Genomic DNA, 18759 nt, shown 5'->3' with positions numbered 1-18759 from the left:
GCAGTCCGCCCCCGAACGCTGGGTCGACAAACAATAAACCCATGCCCAATCTGGTCAGAGCTGGCAGCGGATAATGTGCAACTGCCGGGCCTTACCGGAGGCTGATTTCATCAGCCTTTATGTCACTTTGCGGAAACCCTGCGGCCCAGGAATGCGATGGCCTGTAGCTCGCCGCGACTCTCCCTGACCCGCATGTAGCGCTTGATCTTCTCCCCTGCATCGGCGTCCGAGAGGTCTGCAACAAAGGAGTCAACCGCCTGACAAGAGCCGGATGAGTCGATTACTTCTTGGTCTGCTTCGTACGCCGCCGGCTGCTCTCTGCCATGGCGATCGAGGTCGCCGTAGGAGCGGGTTTCTTCGCTAAGACCTTCGCCCGCTTGGTCTCAGTTTCCTTGTCCTCCACCACGGCGTCACCCTGAAGCATGTAGACCTTGCGGAGCTTTTCCGTTGTAAACGACACCAGAGTCCCCGGGGGGCCTACTGGCCGGCGTATCGTGTCCAGCAGGTAGGCATTCTCGAGTTCCTTGGTTCCGCGGGACCGCATGGAAGCGCTGATGCCAAAGCGGTCAGGAAAGTTCTCGGTAGTGAACCAGACTTCGCGTCCCTGTGGGGCATAGCGCAATGCCTTAAGGAACTGACTCTCACTGGGCTTATACCCACCCTCCTCCAAGAGGATCAACAGCATGGCCAAACCAGAAGCACTCAGCTGCTGGAGCTCACCCGAGGTCCACAGCTTGCTCGAAACCTTAAAATACAGGTCACGCTTCAGCCCACCCCGAGAATAGGCCGTCGACGGAACCTCGTAGTCGGAACCGTCACCTGACTCATCGAGAAGAGTTACCCTCGAGGCCTCACCATGCACTTTGTCGAGCTTGATGAGCCGGAGGCCATCCAGAGTCCGCAAAGCGTTAGCGATTCGCCGAGCGCCCTTACCGGAAGGATCAGGCAGACCCAAGAGTTCGGCCCACTTCCGCGCAGGGAGCTTCACGTCAAAGGGCTTTTTCGCGCACTTCCAGATCAGGGCGACGTAGAGCATCACAGGAACAGCAGCACCGCGGCCGCCTCCGCCCGAAACCAACCTTTTTAACGGCGCATCCTCGTCTGGGTTGTCATTGCGGACGAAAGAGTTCCGGATCGGCACGGCTTTTCGGGCGCCTACGCTCCCGTCTACGACCTTGGCTATTGCTTTGGAGAGCTCAAGCACCTGCGCCAGGGAATCAGCCTGCTGAACCACTCTCGTGGCCTGACTCAATGCTTCAACTTCCCCTTCGGCACCGACTTTTTCGGTTGCTGACGACGAGGCTGCTTTACGGGCATGCACGGTAATCGTAATGTCCTATCTTCTTCTAAGGTCAGCGACGAACGTACTCCTCGACTATAGTAGCGCTGCCTGAGCGGCTAGCGTGCCTACAATTTTGCAACAACAACTATCGATGGGTCTTCTAGCCCTGTAGGAACAGGGAAGCCACGCTTTCTTATGTGCTAGCGTTGTTCCATCGAGTTGCAACGTTGATGTTTGCAGCAGGAACTGAGCACTCGAGACGCACGAGCCTGGGGTTGGTTACCCAGTGTCTTGCGGAGAAGCGTTATCGGGGCCGTGCCGCAGATGCGCTTAAAGTAAAACAGCCCCGGACGAACTGATCGGATCGTGAGATCTACAGGACGTTTATCCAGGGCCTTCGTCCAAAACTATACCCACAAACCGACCTGCATGTAAAACGCCGGGAACGAAGAGTAGGAGTGATGTGTCCGTCACCACGGAGTACGACCACGAAGCCGTGTGTTCAGTCTTGCCAACGGAACGGTTCGAATCCTATCTCGTCGCAATGGGGGGAGATCAGGAAAAAGCCTTGGCCCTCTATGCGTGGAACACTGCAGTCAGCGCAGCCCTTTGGGGAGTCCTAGGACACGCGGAAGTAACCGTTCGGCATGCAATTGATACGGCGATGCAGGGTCGTCACAAGTATCTGAAGCGTTCCGGTGATTGGATGGACGATCCCGCGGGAGAGTTCAATGACCGGACTTGGTATGACCTAGAAGACGCCCGCGAATCGGCCGCCAAGAACAGGGAGCGAGACGGCCAGCAGGTAACGCGAGGCCACATCGTAGCCGAGCTCTCTTTCGGCTTTTGGCGCTTCATGCTGGCGAAAGAAAACGAGGACATCTTCGGTGGTGCCATTACTCGCCGGTTCAAGCATGCACCTCTACGTACCTCAGCTAAGGACATGGACTACCTTCGCACTCTAGTCGTGCCGCTGTACAAGCTCCGAAATCGCATCGCCCACAATGAACCAATCTGGAACACCTCGTCCCTCGTAAACCGGCATTATGATGCGCTGAGGATAATCAGCTATGTCGACCCTGATCTCAAGCTCTGGGTGGCGACAAATAGCCGATTTGATGCCGTGATGGAAGAACGCCCTTACTGAGCTGCACCGCCACGAACATGACCACCGCTACGGCTCACAGGGGCTGACAGAGGCTGCAACTATGCTCTCCAGCATGCACTCCTTCACCCGCCGCGGACTGCGGTCACGCCGCTTTCCGGAAGTAACCCGCCAGGACATCGCTGCCTTCCTCGCTCTGGACGAGAACAAACAATTCGAAGACTTGCGCACTCTCCGCACCCGTGCAGCGCACCTGAGCGGCGGCAGTCTGGGCGCCTACACCGCGCTCTACGTTGGCGTCATCCTGGTTGCCCTCCCCTTGCTCGGCTCGGCAACAGCATCATGGCTGGGACCCTTCGCCTCATCTCTGTGCATAGCCCTGATAATCCTTCTCGCCGGATGCTGGATCGCCTACTCGTTCGTCCATGACCAGCACGACATGGCACGCGCGGCCACCCGTCTTGCGTTCTACGAAGAAGCCCTCAAAACCCAAATATGAAATCAGCCCCTGAGAACCAGGGCTGATATCCGAAACTGCAAAACTCTTCGCGAGATTCAACTGGACCTCGAGCTGCAACCGCTACGCCTATAGGAGGTACCGGTAAACCGTGGCGCGGGAGACTCCGAGCATCTTGCCAATGTCGGAGGCACTGACCCCTTTGCCCTTGAGTTGTCTGGCCCGGGCAGCGGCCGCGTCATCGACTTTGCGGGGCCTTCCGCCGTGGCGGTTGTTGGCTGCGGCGGCAGCGAGGCCGGCTCTCGTGCGTTCGATCATCGTGTCGCGCTCCAGTTGCGCGAACGCGGCCATGATCGTCAGCATGGCGGTGCCCATGGGCCCGGTCGTGTCGAGTCCTTCGGTCAGGGACCGGAAGCCTGCTCCCCTCTCCCGGATGTTCTCGATGATGTCCAGGACGTGCCTAGTGTTCCGGCCCAGGCGGTCGAGCTTCCACACGGTGAGCACGTCGCCGGCCTCCAGCCGGTCCAGAGCTCGGGACAGCTGAGGGCGTTCAACCGTGGAACCGCTGACGCCGTAATCGGAAAAGGTCCGGGCTGCGCCGGCTGACTTGAGTGCAGTGAGCTGCAGATCGAGGTTCTGTTCCGCAGTGGAAACCCTTGCGTACCCGATTACAGCCATGGGCTTCCCCGTATTCTCTTAAAGCCGGGCAATTTGCCGTTGCGAGACTACCCGTTATTGGACGGCATTCTGAGAATTCAGAGGGGCGTGTTGAATCTCCAATTCCTCGACATTCCTTACGCCATCTCAAAAGCGGTCCTGCCGTCTCAGTAATGGATCGTTATCGAGACGAACGGAAACCGAGCTGGCCCATCAGGCGATACCTTCACTACCCGGGCCGTGGAAAATGCAGACCCACAACGGCGCCATCGCCCAGCGGGACTGGACTACTGAGGAGTGGACCTAGCAGGGGGCCATGCACCCCTGCTGCCGGGCCGCTGTCCGCTTCGCCGAAGGAAACGAACGTCGACACGATCATCGGCGAGAACTTCGACGAGACGTCCTGGTGAGCCCGGCGCGGGGCCGCGTCAACGGCTTCCGGCCGGATGGCGGGCAGCACGCTACCGTCGAGAATTCCGACACGGTGGTCACACTCTCCCCCACTGCCGAGCGTATGCGCTCCATCGCCGCACGCCGCAGCGGGCAGCTGATCTGGAAGGAACAGCAGGACTTCTGGAGGCAGCAACCGCGTCAGCAGCGATCGAGATTCTGGAGGTCCTTGCCCAGGCTGCAAAGATCAGCTGCCGCAGGGACGGCAACGAGATCGTCTTCGTCAGCGCCGTCGACGCCATTGGCTCCCTGATCGTCAGCGGGGACGACTTCCTGGATCCAGACGGCCCCTGGTTCAAGGACCGCAACTTCCAGAGAGCGGTGCGCCGCACCGAAGAGGACCTCGAGGCGGCGGAGGCCTACATCGACCGTTGGATCGACATCGACGTCAATGATGCCATCGCCAAGGCCCGGGCACGGCTGGAACAGGAGACCACGCCGGACCTGGCCGCTGCTCCCCTGACGCCTGGCCAGCGCGAACTACTCGTCAAGGCGCCCAAGGAGGCGCACTCGATGGTGCCGGAGTTCATGCACCGCGGCTATCCGGCAGAGGACGTCGAGCACAGGCAGCTCCAGGACGATCTCGGCAGGTTCCTCGGGTACCACGGCCCGTCCGCTGGCTAGGTCTCCAACGGCCGGCCGCGCGGGACGCTGCCCGGGTCTGCGGTGAACATTTCCCCGTTGTTGTACTGACGCTCCAGCGCCTCAACCTCGCGCTCCACGGCGGCGAGGATGAAATCCGAAAGCGTCCTTGAGGCGGTCAGGTGCCGGGTCGCCATGTAGGTGGACCGCATCCGGGCACCTGACTCCTTGGACTGGAAGAAGCTGGTCTTCCGGTACGTCTTCTTCTCGATTACCGGCGGCTCGGGGTCCGGCTGCCGGAGCTGGAACTGTTGCGGTGCCTGCTGCGCGGGAGGCACGTAAGCGGCGGGCTGCCGGGGCTCCTGCTGGGAGGGCTGGGCATAAGTGGACTGCGGCACAGGTTGGGCTACTGGCTGCTGCGCAGGGGCATGTTGCACCGGGGCGGGCTGGACTTCAGGTCCAGCCGGCGCCGAAGTTGGCTCCGGTGTCTGCTCCTGGGCCGACGGTGCGTGGTCCTCCGGTTCAGCGGGCGAATCGTGGACGACGTGCAGCGCTGCGTGCTGCGGCTCTTCCTCCTCAACCCGGGTCATCTCGGCGATGACGCTGGTGTTCCTGGCCTTCTTGAGCCCGCTTTTCTTGCGAAGGGCCTCAAGGGCGATAGGCGTTCCGCCGCGCTCAGCGGCCGGTCCGGGGCGGGTCGTCATGACTGTGCACCTTTCCAGATCTGGGTGGCCAGCTGGACCAGGTCGGCCCGGTGCGGGGCGGCTTCGGAGCCCCATGCCCGCAGCGGCTGCGAGGCGGCCTGCGCCTTGGCGAACACTTCGCGGTCCTGCAGCATCGGTTCGAGGACGAGGTCGCCGAAGTTGGCGTTCACTTTCTCGATCCAGTGCATCTGGTCGGCGCGCTTCTTCTGCTTGTTGACGATGACACCCAGGAGCTCGATGTTCTCGTTCAGATTCTCCTGGACCTCGGAGATGGTGGTGACGATCTCGGAGAGCCCTTCGACGGAGGCAACTCGCGGCTCAGTTACCAGGAGCGCGTGTGTTGCGGCCGTCAGTGCGTTCACCGTCAACAGGCCGAGTGAAGGAGCACAGTCGATCAGGACGATGTCGTATTCCTCGGCGACGCCTTTGAGGGCGATACGCAGACGGTGCTCGCGGGCCATCATGGAATCTCGTTCACGGGAGGCCAGGTTCCGCTCGGCCGCGATCAGGTCTAGCCGCGGGAAACTCTCGTTCTTGTCCGCCCGGGGCTGCCAGGCCTCCCCCGCCGGCATGATGGCGTCGCCGGCGACTCCGGCCATGATTTTCTGGTTGTTCGCCTCGTCACCGTAAAGGACGTCGTTGAGAGTGAACTCGGGCGCCGTCACGCCCAGGGCGGAGGTCACGTTGTATTGCGGGTCGGCGTCGATGACGAGGACCTTCTTGCCTAGCGTCCTGGAAAAGACCTCAGCCAGGCCGGTCACGAGGGTCGTCTTGCCGACGCCACCCTTCTGGTTGCAAACGGCGATGATGATTGCCGGCATGTCTTGGGTACCTTCCGTAGCACTGCTCGTAAAAACACGGCGCGGCAGGGGGCCCACTTGTGGCAGGAACTCATCGCCGGCAACCGATAGAGCCAGACTAGCCGCGCCCGCTCTGATCCCCGGGAGCCACGCGGCGTGTCGACGCAAATGGAACCTTTCGCGCGAATGGCACGATTAGCGCAAATGGAACCATATGAGCGATTGAGGTAAGGCCGTAAAAAGTACCATTTACGCCCGCGCCACCCATGGCAGGCCTCTTGCGCATGGACCGCCCGGCAGCGTTTCTGCTAGGGGCTCCGCAAATGGTTCCATTTGCTCTAGGGCGCGCTTGCGCGTTGACCCTGGGACTCGTCTCTGAGCACGAATGTATTGGTTCCATTTGCGCCCGCTGCTTATGACATGGCTGTGTTACAACGACGGGCGAAGAGAAAGAAGGCCGTCACGCCGAGCATGCGCAAATGGTTCCTTTTGCGACCGTCGTCGTGGCTGCGCTGCGTGCGGGTATGGTGGCATTTGCGCCCCAAGGCCTCCAAGAGCGGCCTGCACCCTATCGTGGCATTGGGCTTGACGCGGCATACGGCGCCGCGGCATGCAATGGTGGCATTTGCTCAAGTACTGCTGCCGCCCCGTCATAATCTCTTTTGCGCAAATTGCGGCATAAAAGAATTCACCACCCTAGACGCACAAGGTTCCTTTTTCGCCAAAGGGTGGTATTTGCGTATGGTCCGGCGCGGGCGCAAAAGGGGTCTTATGCGCAATTGGTGGCATTAGCTCAGCGGGTTGACCGTGGCCTGCTCGGCATCTAGGTCGGTATCGCATGCGCAGCCTGGTCCGGCGCACTTGGCGAGAGACTGACGACCCTCAACCGGCTCTGCCATGGGGGTGACGCCGGCGGCTTGAGCTGGTGCAGTCTGTGAATGACCGAGACGCAGCTGCGTAGCGGGGCACCCGGACCGCGACGGTCCCCTGCTGAGTCCGTGGTACCGCGCTGGCGGAGAATCGAGCGCAAATAGAACCCTTAAGCGTCGGGGAATGGTTCCATTTGCGAACGCTCCAACAAGATAGCTCAACCCCGGGGGAGTGGAGCAACGAGGGAGGGCCCTGGGCCAGCATGCGCAAAAGGTTGCATTTGCGCCCGCGAGAAGGCGAGGCCTTCCCTTGGTGATCTCTGCGGGAGTGCGCCGGCACGGGTATTCAGGCCGCAGCCTGGCTAACAGCGGGACTGCAGGGGGAGTGGGCCGGCGGTGCCGGCGGGGAAGGGGACTCTGGTTATGGTGCCATTTCCGGAAAAGGAACCATTTGCGCTTGCCTTCACGCAGGTAGCTCTGCCCGCGTCGGAGCGTCACTGATGTGCTGTCTTCGAGCCCCGAAACCAGGTGGCTCGGCATCGGGGAGTGGGAGAGCGGCTGCCCAGGTTGCGGCCGTTACTGCACTGCCCGTCAACGGAAAAATTCGCGTCAGGTCACCGATCCGTCAAGCAAATCAGCTGGCCCTGGTGAACGCCATATCCGCCAGGGCCCACTCGTCCGGCGGACCCTCGAAAGTCTCCCATGGGTAATCCTCGCCGGGGGAGAGGAGCTCCGCGACAGTGTTGACGTTCTTGGACAGCCATTCCTTCCAGAGGATCCGTTCGATCTTGTACTTGTGCAGCTGCGCGGCCACGGCTTCGAGGACGCCGAAATGCTCGGCTATGTCCGTCAGCGACGTCGTTGCCACCACAGACCAGCTCCGGTCCGTGGCCCGGGAGACCATGTTCCAGGCGGCCATCACTTCGAGTGCCTCGGCGACAGCGGTTCGGGAAAGCCTGGTCAGTTTCACCAACTCGGCCGTTGACAGAGCGGGGGAGTGCTCCAATGCCTCGTATACGAAGGCGGCCGGCAGGCCCAGTTCCCGGAAAACAGGCCTCAGGGCGTGAATCTTGCCCTTGCGCCAGGCGAGGTCTTCGGCCGCTGACTTCACATCCTCCGGAACGGTCAGCATGTAGAGGTCACCCTTCGTGCCGCGGCCCGATTCGACATGTGTGACCAAGGGATCCGTCTCGCCGCGGAGCTCCCTCAGGTGCACGCCGACGGTTGTGTGATCGAGGCCGGTGGCGACAGCGATGGATCTCACGCCGAATTCGATGAAACGGGATGCCGTCATATGGGCTGCCTCCCCCAGCGACCTCAGCACCATCCTTCTCGCCATGCCGGTCCTTGAGTCGGCGTAGCTGTGTTCCTTCAACCGGAGCGCGTTTCGCCAGGTCCGGATGAACCGATGCTCTGCCTCGGGATTTGAAGAGACCGGATTCCCTTGTATCCCTTGGGGCTGTGTATTTGGCTGGCTTGTGGGGGATCTACGGGCATTGTTCTTTCCTTCGCTGGATCCCGGGTTTTTCCGCAGATAGTCGACGGCTTTCAACCAGTCCCGGCGCAGTGCCGGAACCCGGTGACGGGAGGCGTAGCGGGCGTAGAAGGATGCCAGGCCGGGCCAAGTCCCCTGCATCATCCGGCGCTCGACGTCGAAGAATTCCAGGCCGGCAGCCGCGGCCCCGGTGACGATGGCCTGTCGGGCCTCGGAATCGGAGGCATACCGGTTCGTGTCGTACAGCCCGGTTTGGGCCATGAGCTGCATGGTCCGGGACATGGGCCCGGCTGGGTGCTGGATTCGGGGCGTCTCGCCGGTGGCGTGTGTGGACGTGCCTGCGAGACGGAGTGCCTTGATAGCGGCGATCTCGCCTGCCAAGTCGGCGTTCATGGTTGCCCAAATGGTGGCTGAGTTGGGCCTGCGGGCTATGTCGTAGGCCATTGACAATGACATGGCGAGTTCCTGGTGGCCGCCGAGCTTGTGCGGGGAGCCGGGGGTGCGCATGCAGCCATGCAGAAGGTTCTGGTGCGGGGTCTTGTCCAGGCTCCGGTGCCGGGTGCCGAGAGCCTCAACAAGATCACGCGCTTCGGAGAAGGTCACCCGCTTCTCGAGCGGGATATATACGTGGCGGCCGCCGTTGGGGGAGTAGTCCTCGATCCAACGGGCCCCACAGCTGTGCAACCAGGCCTGGACGGCGCGGACGTCAGCCTGGACCCTGTCGACACCGGCGACGGAGGAGTCGAAGTCGAGAAAGATAGCGGTGCAAGTGCCGTCTTTTCCGAAGATCCGGACCGCGGCAGGGAACGTGGGGAGCGCCTCTGTCAGGGTCCGTTCGTGTTTCTGAGGGTACGTCTTGCCGACGTCCCGAGACAGGCGAACTCTGGGTTGACCTGCGAGAAGAGGCGCCAAGGCAGCCCACGCCTGTGCGGGGCTGTACGCGGAGGATTGCCCGTGCGACACGCCAGCGCTGTATATGGCTGGCAGCACGCGGGCGTGCTGTTGTACGATGATGCTGTTCCTGTCGAGGGAATGAATGAGGACCGATCTTGCAGGATCGGTTTTGCAACACAATTGAAGCCCTGTGAAGGTCTTCCATACGATTCACGATCTGTTCGCCGGCAAGCTTCCCGGATCGTCAATCTTCAGCTTCGAAGGCCCGCCTCGTGCGGGCCTTCTTCTGTTTATGAGGCTATGCGGATGGGCAGTTCCTCCTGGTGCGCGAAATGATCCAGCAATGCCAGGTCTTCGCGCAGCGACCGGTCGACGGCGGAGGAAACGTAGTCAGTGACAGTCATGCCTTTTGCGGCAGCGATCATTTGAACGTCCTCCGCGGTCTTGGCCTGCGTGCGGAAGCCAATGTATTTGCGGAGGCCCTTGCTGGGCCGTCCGCCTCCACGATTGATTACTGCGCTCATGGTCATGTCCTTTGAATCTCGCACAACCTGCGGTTGTGGCTGCTTCATCGCTGGTGCTACTCGCAGTCGATGACCGTAAGGTTTCTGTTTACAGCTATCGACTGAGTCGAAAATAGCACTGCCTCCAGTGGCATCCGGGGATTTGTTTACAGAAAACGGCCCCGCGTGTCGTGCCGCACTTATCTCGCGCCCTGACCACCCGGGCTGAAACCCTTCCTCCCCGGCGGCCCTGCAGCCCACCGCGCCGACCTGAGTAGTTCCTTCGGCGGCCCCGCCGAACCGAAAGATTGCCGTCGGAACTGCTTCATTCGGACGCGCCAGGGGGTGTGAGCATCTCACGGACGGCCACGGACGGCCCTCCTTTTCCCTGACGATGACAAGCACTTCGGAGTCCCTCTTGATATGGTTGGGCCCGTTCTGCCCGGGATATGCTGAACCTTGAACCAGCCTAGAACATGTTTGAAACATGTTTCAACCCAGCCTATCCCCGTTAAAGCTATTGAAGGGTCATGTTGTTGTGACGCAAGCTCTGCGTTCCCTGTCTGTAACTACGTCTGAACAGGCTTTCCGCGATGCATCCGGTGCATTCGCAGCATTGGAACTGCCAGGCGGCCTGACTCTGAGTCTGCTTCTGGGCGTCATCGAAGACATCCGCGGCAAGCGGATCCGGATTCGTGCCACCGAGAAGTTGGTCGGCACATCCGTCTGTGGTCTGTGGCTGCCGGGGGCGAAGATCGAGTGGGTGTTTCATCCACCGACGCCCTGGGAGCTGCAGCGTCAGCAGTTCATTCTTCACGAACTTGCTCACATGGTCCTGGGCCACGACACAACACCCGGTGCGGGTACCGTCTTAAAGAGCGGCTTTCGTGGCCTGTCTCCGGAGATCGTGCGGAGGGCCCTCATGCGGACCGAGTTCCGGACCTTAGAAGAGGCCACGGCCGAGTACCTTGCTGATCTCATGGCTGAGGCGTTGAGGGCGGGGCCTGGTGAACCGGGCGCCTTCGAGGACGTCTTCGGCTAATGGAGATCATCGCAGCGGGGCTGATGGTCAGCCTGACGCTCATCGTCATCGCGTCACGCGGCCAAGGTAAAGACACCAGCATCCTATGGGCATCGGTGCTGATTTCCGTGTCCATGGTCCTCAATATTAACCCTGTATACCTGCGAGCAGACGGCTGGGTCGGCGGGGGGAACTATGTGGACCTGGGAGCAAACCTTCTCCTGCTGGCGGGCGTCTATTTTCTCGCCCGGGCCATTCATCGGGCTGCACAACCGGCATCCTACGGCAGGCGATCCTCGTACGACGTGTCGGCTAAAGCAGGACTTGTGGGCACGGCGATATCGGCAACCATTCTGTTCATTCTGATCGATGCTCCTGTTACGTCGACGTCGTTCATGCGGGATTACGGATGGCAGTGGGCGGCGGGCCTGTATTCGGCCGGGCAGTATCTCTACATAGGCGCGGTTATGGCCGCCGCAGGCTGGACCTGCGTGCGCTTTCGGAAGGCTTGGACCACCGGAATCTACAGCGCAGCGTTCGCGCTCGTTGGCTTGGGGTGTCTGTTCGCCGTTCTGTTCGTCGTTAATGTGCTCGTACTCGATGCACTTCACGTGCTCGGTATGGTTGAGGCACTCTCCGCCTTTTCCGGAATATATGCGGTGTTGAATTCGGCTACGTTCCTTTTTCTTTGCACCGGTATGGCGTTGCCTCCCGCCAGCCGCAAAGTCACTGCCGTGTACGAAACGGCGCGAACCAGCTCGGTGCTTGCGGGCCTGGAACCTGTCTGGGGGCAGGCAGTAGCCGGGAATGCCGGGCTGACGCTGGACCTTGGTGTGGTTCCGAAACGCCCGGACCGCCGGCGCAGCGAGCTGCACCGCATGATTGTGGAGATCCAGGACTCCCTGGCCCGGGATCCCGAAGTAAGAGACAGAATTGGTGTCGAAGGCCTCGGAAAATTGGCCAGCGCCTCCGAGCACCTCGAGCGGTTGTCGTGGCGTCCTCGCTGAAGGCTGTTGCCTGGGCCGGGTTACTGGGTGCTGCGGGCGCCATTGCAGGTGCGGCATGGGCAGCCCGTCAGGCGACTTCAGCGACGTATAGGCGCCGCTATGGCATCGTCCCTCTAGCAATTTCCGATAACGAGATCGAGCTCCCAGCCACGAGACACACGCTGGCGCCGGGGCAGTTCGGTCTACAGCTCTCGGCAGGCGGCCCTCCGGCCGTCATCGGTTCGGTCATATCCACGCGTGACGGCAAAGTCACACGGCGCCTCCTTCATCGGCCCGCGGGCCTGTCCCTGGAGTCCAGGGGACGGTGGAGTGGCATCGTATCGGTCGATCCATCGTCCGTTGCAGCTGACGTGCTCGAGACTTTTGTCGAGACAGCTCTCGGCCCAGCCCCTGCGTGGATGATCGACCGGGCAACTGACCGCTGGGCCATTCATGTCCATGGGCAGGGAAGTGCCAGGGCACAGACGCTGCGTGGGGTTGAGAGCGCATCGCGTATGGGACTCAGCTCATTGGTCATCTCCTATCGGAACGACGGCGAAGGCCCACGCTCGGGGGACGCTAGATCCCATTTGGGCGAATCGGAATGGCGCGATCTAGAAGCAGCTCTTCGGTTTGTTGCGGAGCGCGGCGGAACTGAATGTGTGGTGTTCGGCTGGTCACTCGGGGCAACAATGGCTCTAAATACCGTGCAGCGGTCATCCTTGGCGGAGATGATCAAGGGCCTCATTATGGTCTCGCCGGTTTTGGTCTGGGAGGACGTGCTGCGTGCCAACGCCCGCCATCATCGCCGACCACAACTCCTTGGCTCACTCATAGCCCGGCTCCTGGCGCTCAGCGGATTCAGCAGACTGGCCGGCCTCGAGGGGCCGTTGGAGGTGCGCGGTGCTGACCGGGCCAGATTCCACGGCGCCGTGAGTATCCCGGTCCTGATCCTCCACAACAGGAATGACTGGTCCGTTCCCTTTGAAACTTCCGTTCGCTTCGCGCAAACCCACAAAGACCGGATAGAACTCGTGGAGTTCGACTGTTCCGGACACACACAAGAATGGAATTCCGACCCGGTAGGGTGGAATCTAGCTGTCCGCCGCTGGTACGAATATTGGTTCCTGCCGGGCCCGGCCGGAGAACAGGCTGCGGCAAACAGCGAATGAAATTGGATGGGGTTGAAGTTATGGTTGGCGGTGACAGTCCCCGCGATCGGCTAGAGCGGGCGGAGACCCTTGCTCGCAAGGTGAACCTCCTCCTGGACGTCGTGGTTGCCGAAGGCGGAGAACCCTATGAGTTCGCCGACATCCAGGCAGGCGTGCGCGAAAACGGGTACGAGCTCTCTCGAACGCGCTGGTGGCGAATTCGCTCCGGTGAGTCACCCGATACTGTCCCCAAAGAAGCCCTGGTTGCGATGGCCAAATTCTTCAAAGTGGAACCGGCATACCTGACCGATGAATCCGGTGAACTTCCGGAACGAATTGAGCGGGAGCTGCAGCTCCTGAAGAAGATGCGCCGGAACAAGTTGAAGAACATCGCGGCCCGAACTCTCGGGGACATCGACATTAAGACCCTCGAGGCGATCAACGCACTCCTGGACGACGTGGACACTTACGAAAGCAACGATCCCGAGTCTGACTGAATCATGTTTGAAACATGTTTCGGTCCTGCTATCGTGGACATGTGCCCACCGCGATAAGTTGTACGCCCGCCCACGGAGCACCGGCATACCGCCGGCCCGCCCCGGGACAGTCGCGGTCACATGCCTTGGACGTAGCTGGTGTACTCCTGGGTCAGCTCTCGGACCCGAGCGGAGTGAACCATATAGACGACATCCTTGCCGTGGCGCATACCTGCCGGGGGGTCGGTCTGCACCAAACCCACCTTGGCGAGAAAATCAAGGTGTCGGTTCAGGCTTGGTCGGCTGATATCCACCGCAGCCTGCAGACGTCCAATGGTCGACGGGCCGAGCATCGACAGGCGGCGCAGGATATTTACCCGGGCACGGTTCCCCATAAGACTGATCGCCACCTCAACTTCGGGCGGCATTTTTGGTCGAATCAAGCTTGGCATGGATCCATCTTGCCTGACGCAATGGCGAACCAATGCCTCTTTTGCCGACTCACTCTATTACTAAGCAATAGAGTTTATAACGGCTTAAGTCTGTGGCCCGCATGAAGCCGACGGGACTGCTGATCGGAACTGCGGTTATTGTGCCGATGCTCTTTCTGGGTTTGGTCCTGTCGATCGTTCTGCTCTTCGGGCCGGCACCTGCTGCGGCCGACTGCGGCCCGGCCGCTTCCGTCGTCATCGACGGCAACACCAAGGTTGAGGGCTACACCCAGGAGCAGCTGAAGAACGCCGCTGCCATCATTGGCGCAGGCAAGGCACTGGACTTGTCTGTCAACGGGCAGATGATCAGCGTGATGGTGGCCCTGGGGGAGTCGGGGTTGCGGGTGCTGGATACCGGCGACGGCGCCGGTCCGGATTCGCGGGGGTTGTTCCAGCAGCGGGACAACGGCGCGTGGGGCTCTTACGCAGACCGCATGGACCCCACCACGAGCGCGACGAACTTCATCAACGCCCTGCAGGCCGTGGCCGGCTGGGAGCTGTTGGAACCGACCATTGCCGGTAACAAGGTCCAGCGCAACGCCGATCCCTACCACTACCAGAAGTACTGGCCCGAAGCCGTCAAACTCGTCCAAGCCCTCTCGAACTCAAAGTTCTCCTTGCAAGGCAGCGACTGCGCCATCCCGGGACAATCCGGCGAGGGGGATGACTACCCGTGGAAGAACTCCCCGACCTGGTTGCAGGTCGGCGCAACCTCGGCCAGCACTTCGCCGCTGGGCATGTATTACCGCGAGTGCGTGGACTTCGCCCTGTGGCGGGTGAACCAACAGATGGGGTCAACCAGCGCACCGTTCAAGTTCCTCAACGGCACGTTCCGTCCCGACGGGAAGGGCCTCGGCTCGGCCCTGACCTGGAAGGCCGGCTGGGATGCCAAGGGCTGGGCTGCCGGCAACACACCCCGGGTCGGTGCCGTTGTCTGGTACGCGCCCGGCGCCGGGGGAGCGGACCCGAGCTTCGGCCACGTCGCCGTGGTCAAAGAAGTCAAGGACAACGGGACCTACGTCGAAGAGGGCTACAACGGCAACCCGGCCCCGGCGGACCACAGCTACTACACCCGGACAGTGGCCAACGCCGTCCCCTCAGCTTTCCTGTACCTGCCCACCCAAGAGGAGAAGAAGTGAAGAAGCCCTTGACCCTGCTCGCCGTGGCGCTGCTCTGCGCGTCCTGCGCACCGATAGCGAACACGACGCTGACACCGGCGGAATCAACCAGCCAGCCAACAGCGTCCGCGCCGGTCTCACTGAGCGCCAACAGCGGACCCCAGGCACCGGGCGGCACGATCCCCGCCACCATCGGCATCACCTGGGATCAGGCCAGCAAGGACCGCGCGGTGGAGGTCGCCGAGAACGCCATGACGGACTTCGCCCGCCCCGCGGTGGAGGAAAAGCAGTGGGCCAATGACCTGGCCCGGTGGCTGACCCCGCAGGCCACCGCCGACTACTCGGCAGTGGACCCGGCCAACATCCCCGCATCCCGCGTTACCGGGACCGCAACCCTGAGCGTCGATGAAACCAACGGCTTCGGCGTCATGGCAGCGGTCCCCACCAACGCCGGGACCTACACGGTGCAGCTGCTCCGCACGGGCAAGGACGCCCCGTGGAAGGTCAACCGGCTCACCCCGCCCCCGTCCTAACCGCCGCACCTCCATCCCACACACGTAAGGAAGAAGCTCATGGGCACTACACAAACCGAGGTCATGGCCTTTCCCAACATCCGCGCCATTGTCCGGGACAACGGAACCGCCGAGGTCGTCGTCGCGGGCAACTCCCGCATCGTCCCTGCCGGAGACTCCGTGCAGGAACTCCGCAACAACGCCCTGGCCCTCATCGTGGGCGAAGCGCAGACCCTCCAGCGCCCCGTTCGGGTCCGCATCGAGGACCCCGAAGGACACGGCGAACTCATCGTCCACCCGGACAACAAGATCGAATCCGTCTCCTACGAGCCCGCTCCGGCCCGCCGCCGGGCAGAAGCCCCCGAAACCACACCCACGACCGTAGCGCCGGCCGTCATTGATGCCGTCCCCGCACCCGCATCGGAGCCCGTGGCCGCTCCTGCCACTGCAGCACCGGTGGACGCCCGACCGTGGACGCCCGCCCCCGCGACGGCCACCCCGGAACCGCAGACAGCTGCCGTTGTTGAGGAAGCCGCGCCGACCCGGCGCAGCCTGAAGGAAACCTCATTCCTGGTCAGCGCCCCGGTGCTGGAACCTGCCACCCGGGGATGGCGCGGAACACTGACGCGACTGGGGCTCCGGATGGATCCCTCGGCGGAAGAACTTACCGAACGGGAAGACATCCGCTCGGTCAGCCAGCACTGGCCCGGTCCCCGGACCATCGCCGTGGTCAACCGCAAGGGCGGGGCCAACAAGACCCCCACCGTCGTCATGCTCTCCGCCATCCTCGCCCGTTACAGCGGCGCGGCCACGGTCGCATGGGACAACAACGAATCCCAGGGCACCCTCGGATGGCGGACCGAAAAAGGCTTCCACGACCGCAGCGTCCTGGACCTGATCGATGCCTCCACCGAACTGCTCTCCCCGTCAACGAACGCGGCCGAAATCGCCAAGTTCGTCCACCACCAGACCGCCGACAAGTTCGACGTCCTCCGCTCGGATGAAAACGAAGAAGGCGACCATGAAGTCACCGCCGAGGAAGTCGACATCGCCCACCAGGTGCTCACCCGCTATTACCGGCTCGTGGTCATGGACTCCGGCAACACCGCCCGGGCCGCGAACTGGCGCCGGATGATCGACCACACCAACCAGCTCGTCGTGCCCGTCACCGCAATCGAAGACCGCGCCGAAGCCGCCAGACTGACGCTGCAGACCCTGGAATCCCGTGGTGGCCACGATGCGGAGCTGGCCCGCAATGCCGTAGTCATCGTCTCGGAGTCTACCGACGCCAAGCGCAGCATGAGCGGCGAGGCGCTGAAGCGGGCCAAGGACGAGGCCCAGCGGATCGCTGACGGCTTCGCCCCGTTCGTCCGGGCCGTCGTTCGGATTCCTTACGATCCGGCCCTGGTCAACGGACCCATCCGATACGAAGCCCTCCAGCCCGCCACCCAGCGGGCATGGCTGGCCGCCGCGGCCGCCGTCGCCGCAGGCTTCTAAACCACCCACTACCGGACACCGAAAAAAGAAACCATGCAACAGTCCCTGAACCCCTGGATCACCCGCCCGGCCGCGGCCGAAGGCGCGGACACCGCAGCGCCGGAAGCGCACACGCCCCCTGCGGCCGTGATCAACGCGCCGCTCAGGGGAATGGTCGAACCGGACGCCGCAGACAGGCTGGGCCGCCGCACCGTGGCTGGCTCTGCAGCGCTGTGGGTCACCGGCGCCCACGGGGGTTCCGGTGAAAGCCGCACCGCTGATCTGATCGACGGGGCACGCATCACCGATCACTGCTGGCCCGTCCTCCAGGACGGCAGCAAGCCGCGGGTGCTGCTGGTCTGCCGCGCCGACATGCGGGGACTGACAGCGGCCCGGAGCGCTCTCACCCAGTGGGCATCAGGCGCGGCACCCGCGGTTGATCTGCTCGGCCTCACCGTCCTGGCCGACGCCCCGGGGAAGACTCCCAAAGCACTTCGGGACTTCGCCGCCATCGTCGGCGGGGGAGCCCCCCGCTTCTGGACCCTGCCCTGGGTAGAAGCCTGGCGACACGGGGAATCCACGTCCCCACCGCCGGCCCGCGAGTACCAACGCTTCATCACTGACTTAGCCGCCCTGTCTACCGACACACTCAGCACCACCAACTGAAAGGTCTCACCATGAACTCCTTCTCCGCACTTGCAGCAAGCGTCATCCCGACCCCGACCCCCGTTGTCCCGGAACAGGCCAAAGGCCTGCTGACCGTCCTGAACTGGGCCTCCGGCATCGGACTGGTCCTCGGCGTCCTGGGCGTGATCATCGTCGGCATCGGCATGGTCATCCAGCTCCGCCGCGGCGAAGGCGGCGAGTCCATTGGCAAACTCGGCTGGGTCCTGGCCGGCTGCATCATCATCACCGGCGCCTCCGGCATCGTCCGCGCCTTCGTCTAAACCCGCAACTACCGGAGAGGTTCATCATGAGCGAATCCACCCAAAGCAGTACCGAACGCAGCCCGTTCACCAAGCCCGGATTCATCATCTCGGCCGCCCTGGTCGTCGCACTAATCGCCGCCGTCGTCGTGATCTTCTTCCTCCCCAAGGCAGACAGCACCGCCCAGCCCGCCCCGGCCTCATCAGCGGCCGGTGCCTCCTCGGCGCCATCAAAGTCAGCCGACGCGGCGGGAAAGAGTGTTTGCGGGCTGCCCTCAAGCACGGAGACGGCTCTGGGCGCAGCACCGAAGTCCAAGTGGGAACTCGTCGGCAAAATGGCAGCCCCCACTGACCCCAAGACATTGGGGCCGGGGCTGACGGACGACAGCGGATTCAGGTCCTGCTTTGCTCACTCGCCAACCGGCGCCGTCTACTCTGCCGTCAACCTGGTGGCCCTTGGCTCGTCCAAGTCACAGCAAATGAATATCAAACTGGCAGACAAGCTCATGACCCCCGGTGCTGGGCGTGACGCAGCCAAACAGCAAGCAACGACGTTGGATCCTTCCACCGGCTCAAGTGACACCGTTCAGGTACGAGGGTTCCTGCTCAAGTCGTACATGCCGACCGAAGCCAACGTTGATCTGGCTTTTCAAACCTCCGGCGGAAAATTGTTTCACGCAGTTCTTCCGCTCCAGTGGCTCGATGGGGATTGGAAAGTCAAGGTTTCCGATGCCGGACAGCTCATAAACGAGGTTGCCCCGCTCAGCGACATGAGCGGCTTTATCGCATGGGCCGGGGTCTGAC

General features: G+C 62.3%; 20 protein-coding genes. 13 read left to right on the top strand and 7 right to left on the bottom strand.

Annotation, left to right across the window (positions count from 1 at the left end):
- Positions 1-280: 280 nt before the first annotated feature.
- A complete protein-coding gene (locus tag QFZ69_RS23150; protein WP_307000796.1) occupies positions 281-1321 on the bottom strand; it encodes a hypothetical protein in 1041 nt (346 codons plus the stop codon).
- Between the two features lie 424 nt (positions 1322-1745).
- Here QFZ69_RS23150 and QFZ69_RS23145 point away from each other — a divergent pair, with 424 nt between their 5' ends.
- Positions 1746-2429 carry an Abi family protein gene (locus QFZ69_RS23145; RefSeq protein ID WP_307000793.1) on the top strand — a complete coding sequence of 228 codons (684 nt, stop codon included), beginning with the start codon at positions 1746-1748 and terminating at the stop codon, positions 2427-2429.
- A gap of 61 nt (positions 2430-2490) precedes the next feature.
- Entirely contained in the window at positions 2491-2886 is a 396-nt protein-coding gene (locus QFZ69_RS23140; RefSeq protein ID WP_307000790.1) for a hypothetical protein, read from the top strand.
- Between the two features lie 87 nt (positions 2887-2973).
- Here the strand turns inward: QFZ69_RS23140 and QFZ69_RS23135 are convergent, their stop codons facing one another.
- The gene (locus tag QFZ69_RS23135) at positions 2974-3522 is read right to left on the bottom strand and encodes a recombinase family protein (RefSeq protein WP_307000788.1); all 549 of its coding nucleotides are present in this window, start codon (positions 3520-3522) and stop codon (positions 2974-2976) included.
- Between the two features lie 750 nt (positions 3523-4272).
- Between QFZ69_RS23135 and QFZ69_RS23130 the strand changes: the two genes are divergently transcribed.
- The gene (locus QFZ69_RS23130; protein WP_307000786.1) at positions 4273-4575 is read left to right on the top strand and encodes a hypothetical protein; all 303 of its coding nucleotides are present in this window, start codon (positions 4273-4275) and stop codon (positions 4573-4575) included.
- Here the strand turns inward: QFZ69_RS23130 and QFZ69_RS23125 are convergent.
- From QFZ69_RS23125 to QFZ69_RS23110, 4 genes are all read right to left on the bottom strand, one after another.
- Positions 4572-5237 (bottom strand): hypothetical protein, encoded by a 666-nt coding sequence (locus tag QFZ69_RS23125; protein ID WP_307000784.1) that lies wholly within the window; start codon positions 5235-5237, stop codon positions 4572-4574. The two genes, QFZ69_RS23130 and QFZ69_RS23125, sit on opposite strands and share 4 nt — an antisense overlap.
- Positions 5234-6058, bottom strand: coding sequence for a ParA family protein (locus tag QFZ69_RS23120; RefSeq protein ID WP_307000782.1), 825 nt, complete (start codon positions 6056-6058; stop codon positions 5234-5236). Before QFZ69_RS23120 ends, QFZ69_RS23125 begins: the two co-directional genes overlap by 4 nt.
- A 1482-nt stretch (positions 6059-7540) precedes the next feature.
- Positions 7541-9391, bottom strand: coding sequence for a MarR family transcriptional regulator (locus QFZ69_RS23115; RefSeq protein ID WP_307000780.1), 1851 nt, complete (start codon positions 9389-9391; stop codon positions 7541-7543).
- Positions 9392-9585: 194 nt separating this feature from the next.
- Positions 9586-9819: a hypothetical protein gene (locus QFZ69_RS23110; protein ID WP_011689691.1), complete on the bottom strand. Its 234-nt coding sequence runs from the start codon at positions 9817-9819 to the stop codon at positions 9586-9588.
- 517 nt (positions 9820-10336) lie between these two features.
- Between QFZ69_RS23110 and QFZ69_RS23105 the strand changes: the two genes are divergently transcribed.
- From QFZ69_RS23105 to QFZ69_RS23090, 4 genes are all read left to right on the top strand, one after another.
- Positions 10337-10840 carry a hypothetical protein gene (locus QFZ69_RS23105; RefSeq protein ID WP_307000778.1) on the top strand — a complete coding sequence of 168 codons (504 nt, stop codon included), beginning with the start codon at positions 10337-10339 and terminating at the stop codon, positions 10838-10840.
- The gene (locus tag QFZ69_RS23100; protein WP_307000776.1) at positions 10840-11826 is read left to right on the top strand and encodes a hypothetical protein; all 987 of its coding nucleotides are present in this window, start codon (positions 10840-10842) and stop codon (positions 11824-11826) included. The genes QFZ69_RS23105 and QFZ69_RS23100 overlap by 1 nt, the downstream gene beginning before the upstream one ends.
- A 569-nt stretch (positions 11827-12395) precedes the next feature.
- A complete protein-coding gene (locus tag QFZ69_RS23095) occupies positions 12396-12977 on the top strand; it encodes a S9 family peptidase (RefSeq protein WP_307000773.1) in 582 nt (193 codons plus the stop codon).
- An 80-nt stretch (positions 12978-13057) separates the two neighbouring features.
- The gene (locus QFZ69_RS23090; protein WP_307000770.1) at positions 13058-13453 is read left to right on the top strand and encodes a hypothetical protein; all 396 of its coding nucleotides are present in this window, start codon (positions 13058-13060) and stop codon (positions 13451-13453) included.
- A gap of 116 nt (positions 13454-13569) precedes the next feature.
- Here the strand turns inward: QFZ69_RS23090 and QFZ69_RS23085 are convergent, their stop codons facing one another.
- The gene (locus QFZ69_RS23085) at positions 13570-13884 is read right to left on the bottom strand and encodes a helix-turn-helix transcriptional regulator (protein WP_307000768.1); all 315 of its coding nucleotides are present in this window, start codon (positions 13882-13884) and stop codon (positions 13570-13572) included.
- Positions 13885-13985: 101 nt separating this feature from the next.
- Between QFZ69_RS23085 and QFZ69_RS23080 the strand changes: the two genes are divergently transcribed.
- The 6 genes from QFZ69_RS23080 to QFZ69_RS23055 are packed head-to-tail and all read left to right on the top strand — an operon-like array spanning position 13986 to position 18758.
- Positions 13986-15062 carry a CHAP domain-containing protein gene (locus QFZ69_RS23080; RefSeq protein ID WP_307000765.1) on the top strand — a complete coding sequence of 359 codons (1077 nt, stop codon included), beginning with the start codon at positions 13986-13988 and terminating at the stop codon, positions 15060-15062.
- Positions 15059-15574, top strand: a complete 516-nt coding sequence (locus QFZ69_RS23075; protein ID WP_307000760.1) for a hypothetical protein — start codon at positions 15059-15061, stop codon at positions 15572-15574. The genes QFZ69_RS23080 and QFZ69_RS23075 overlap by 4 nt, the downstream gene beginning before the upstream one ends.
- A gap of 39 nt (positions 15575-15613) precedes the next feature.
- On the top strand, positions 15614-17050 hold the full coding sequence (locus tag QFZ69_RS23070) for a chromosome partitioning protein ParA (protein WP_307000758.1): 1437 nt from the start codon (positions 15614-15616) through the stop codon (positions 17048-17050).
- 33 nt (positions 17051-17083) lie between these two features.
- Complete coding sequence (locus tag QFZ69_RS23065) at positions 17084-17695, top strand: DUF6668 family protein (RefSeq protein WP_307000755.1); 612 nt, start codon at positions 17084-17086, stop codon at positions 17693-17695.
- A gap of 11 nt (positions 17696-17706) precedes the next feature.
- Positions 17707-17976, top strand: coding sequence for a hypothetical protein (locus QFZ69_RS23060; protein WP_307000751.1), 270 nt, complete (start codon positions 17707-17709; stop codon positions 17974-17976).
- A 26-nt stretch (positions 17977-18002) separates the two neighbouring features.
- Positions 18003-18758: a hypothetical protein gene (locus QFZ69_RS23055; RefSeq protein WP_307000749.1), complete on the top strand. Its 756-nt coding sequence runs from the start codon at positions 18003-18005 to the stop codon at positions 18756-18758.
- The last annotated feature ends 1 nt before the right edge of the window (position 18759 follow it).

This window comes from Arthrobacter sp. V1I7 (assembly GCF_030817015.1).
In the GTDB taxonomy this organism is placed as follows: Bacteria; Actinomycetota; Actinomycetes; order Actinomycetales; family Micrococcaceae; genus Arthrobacter.
This window is presented reverse-complemented; position numbering and strand designations above follow the sequence as displayed.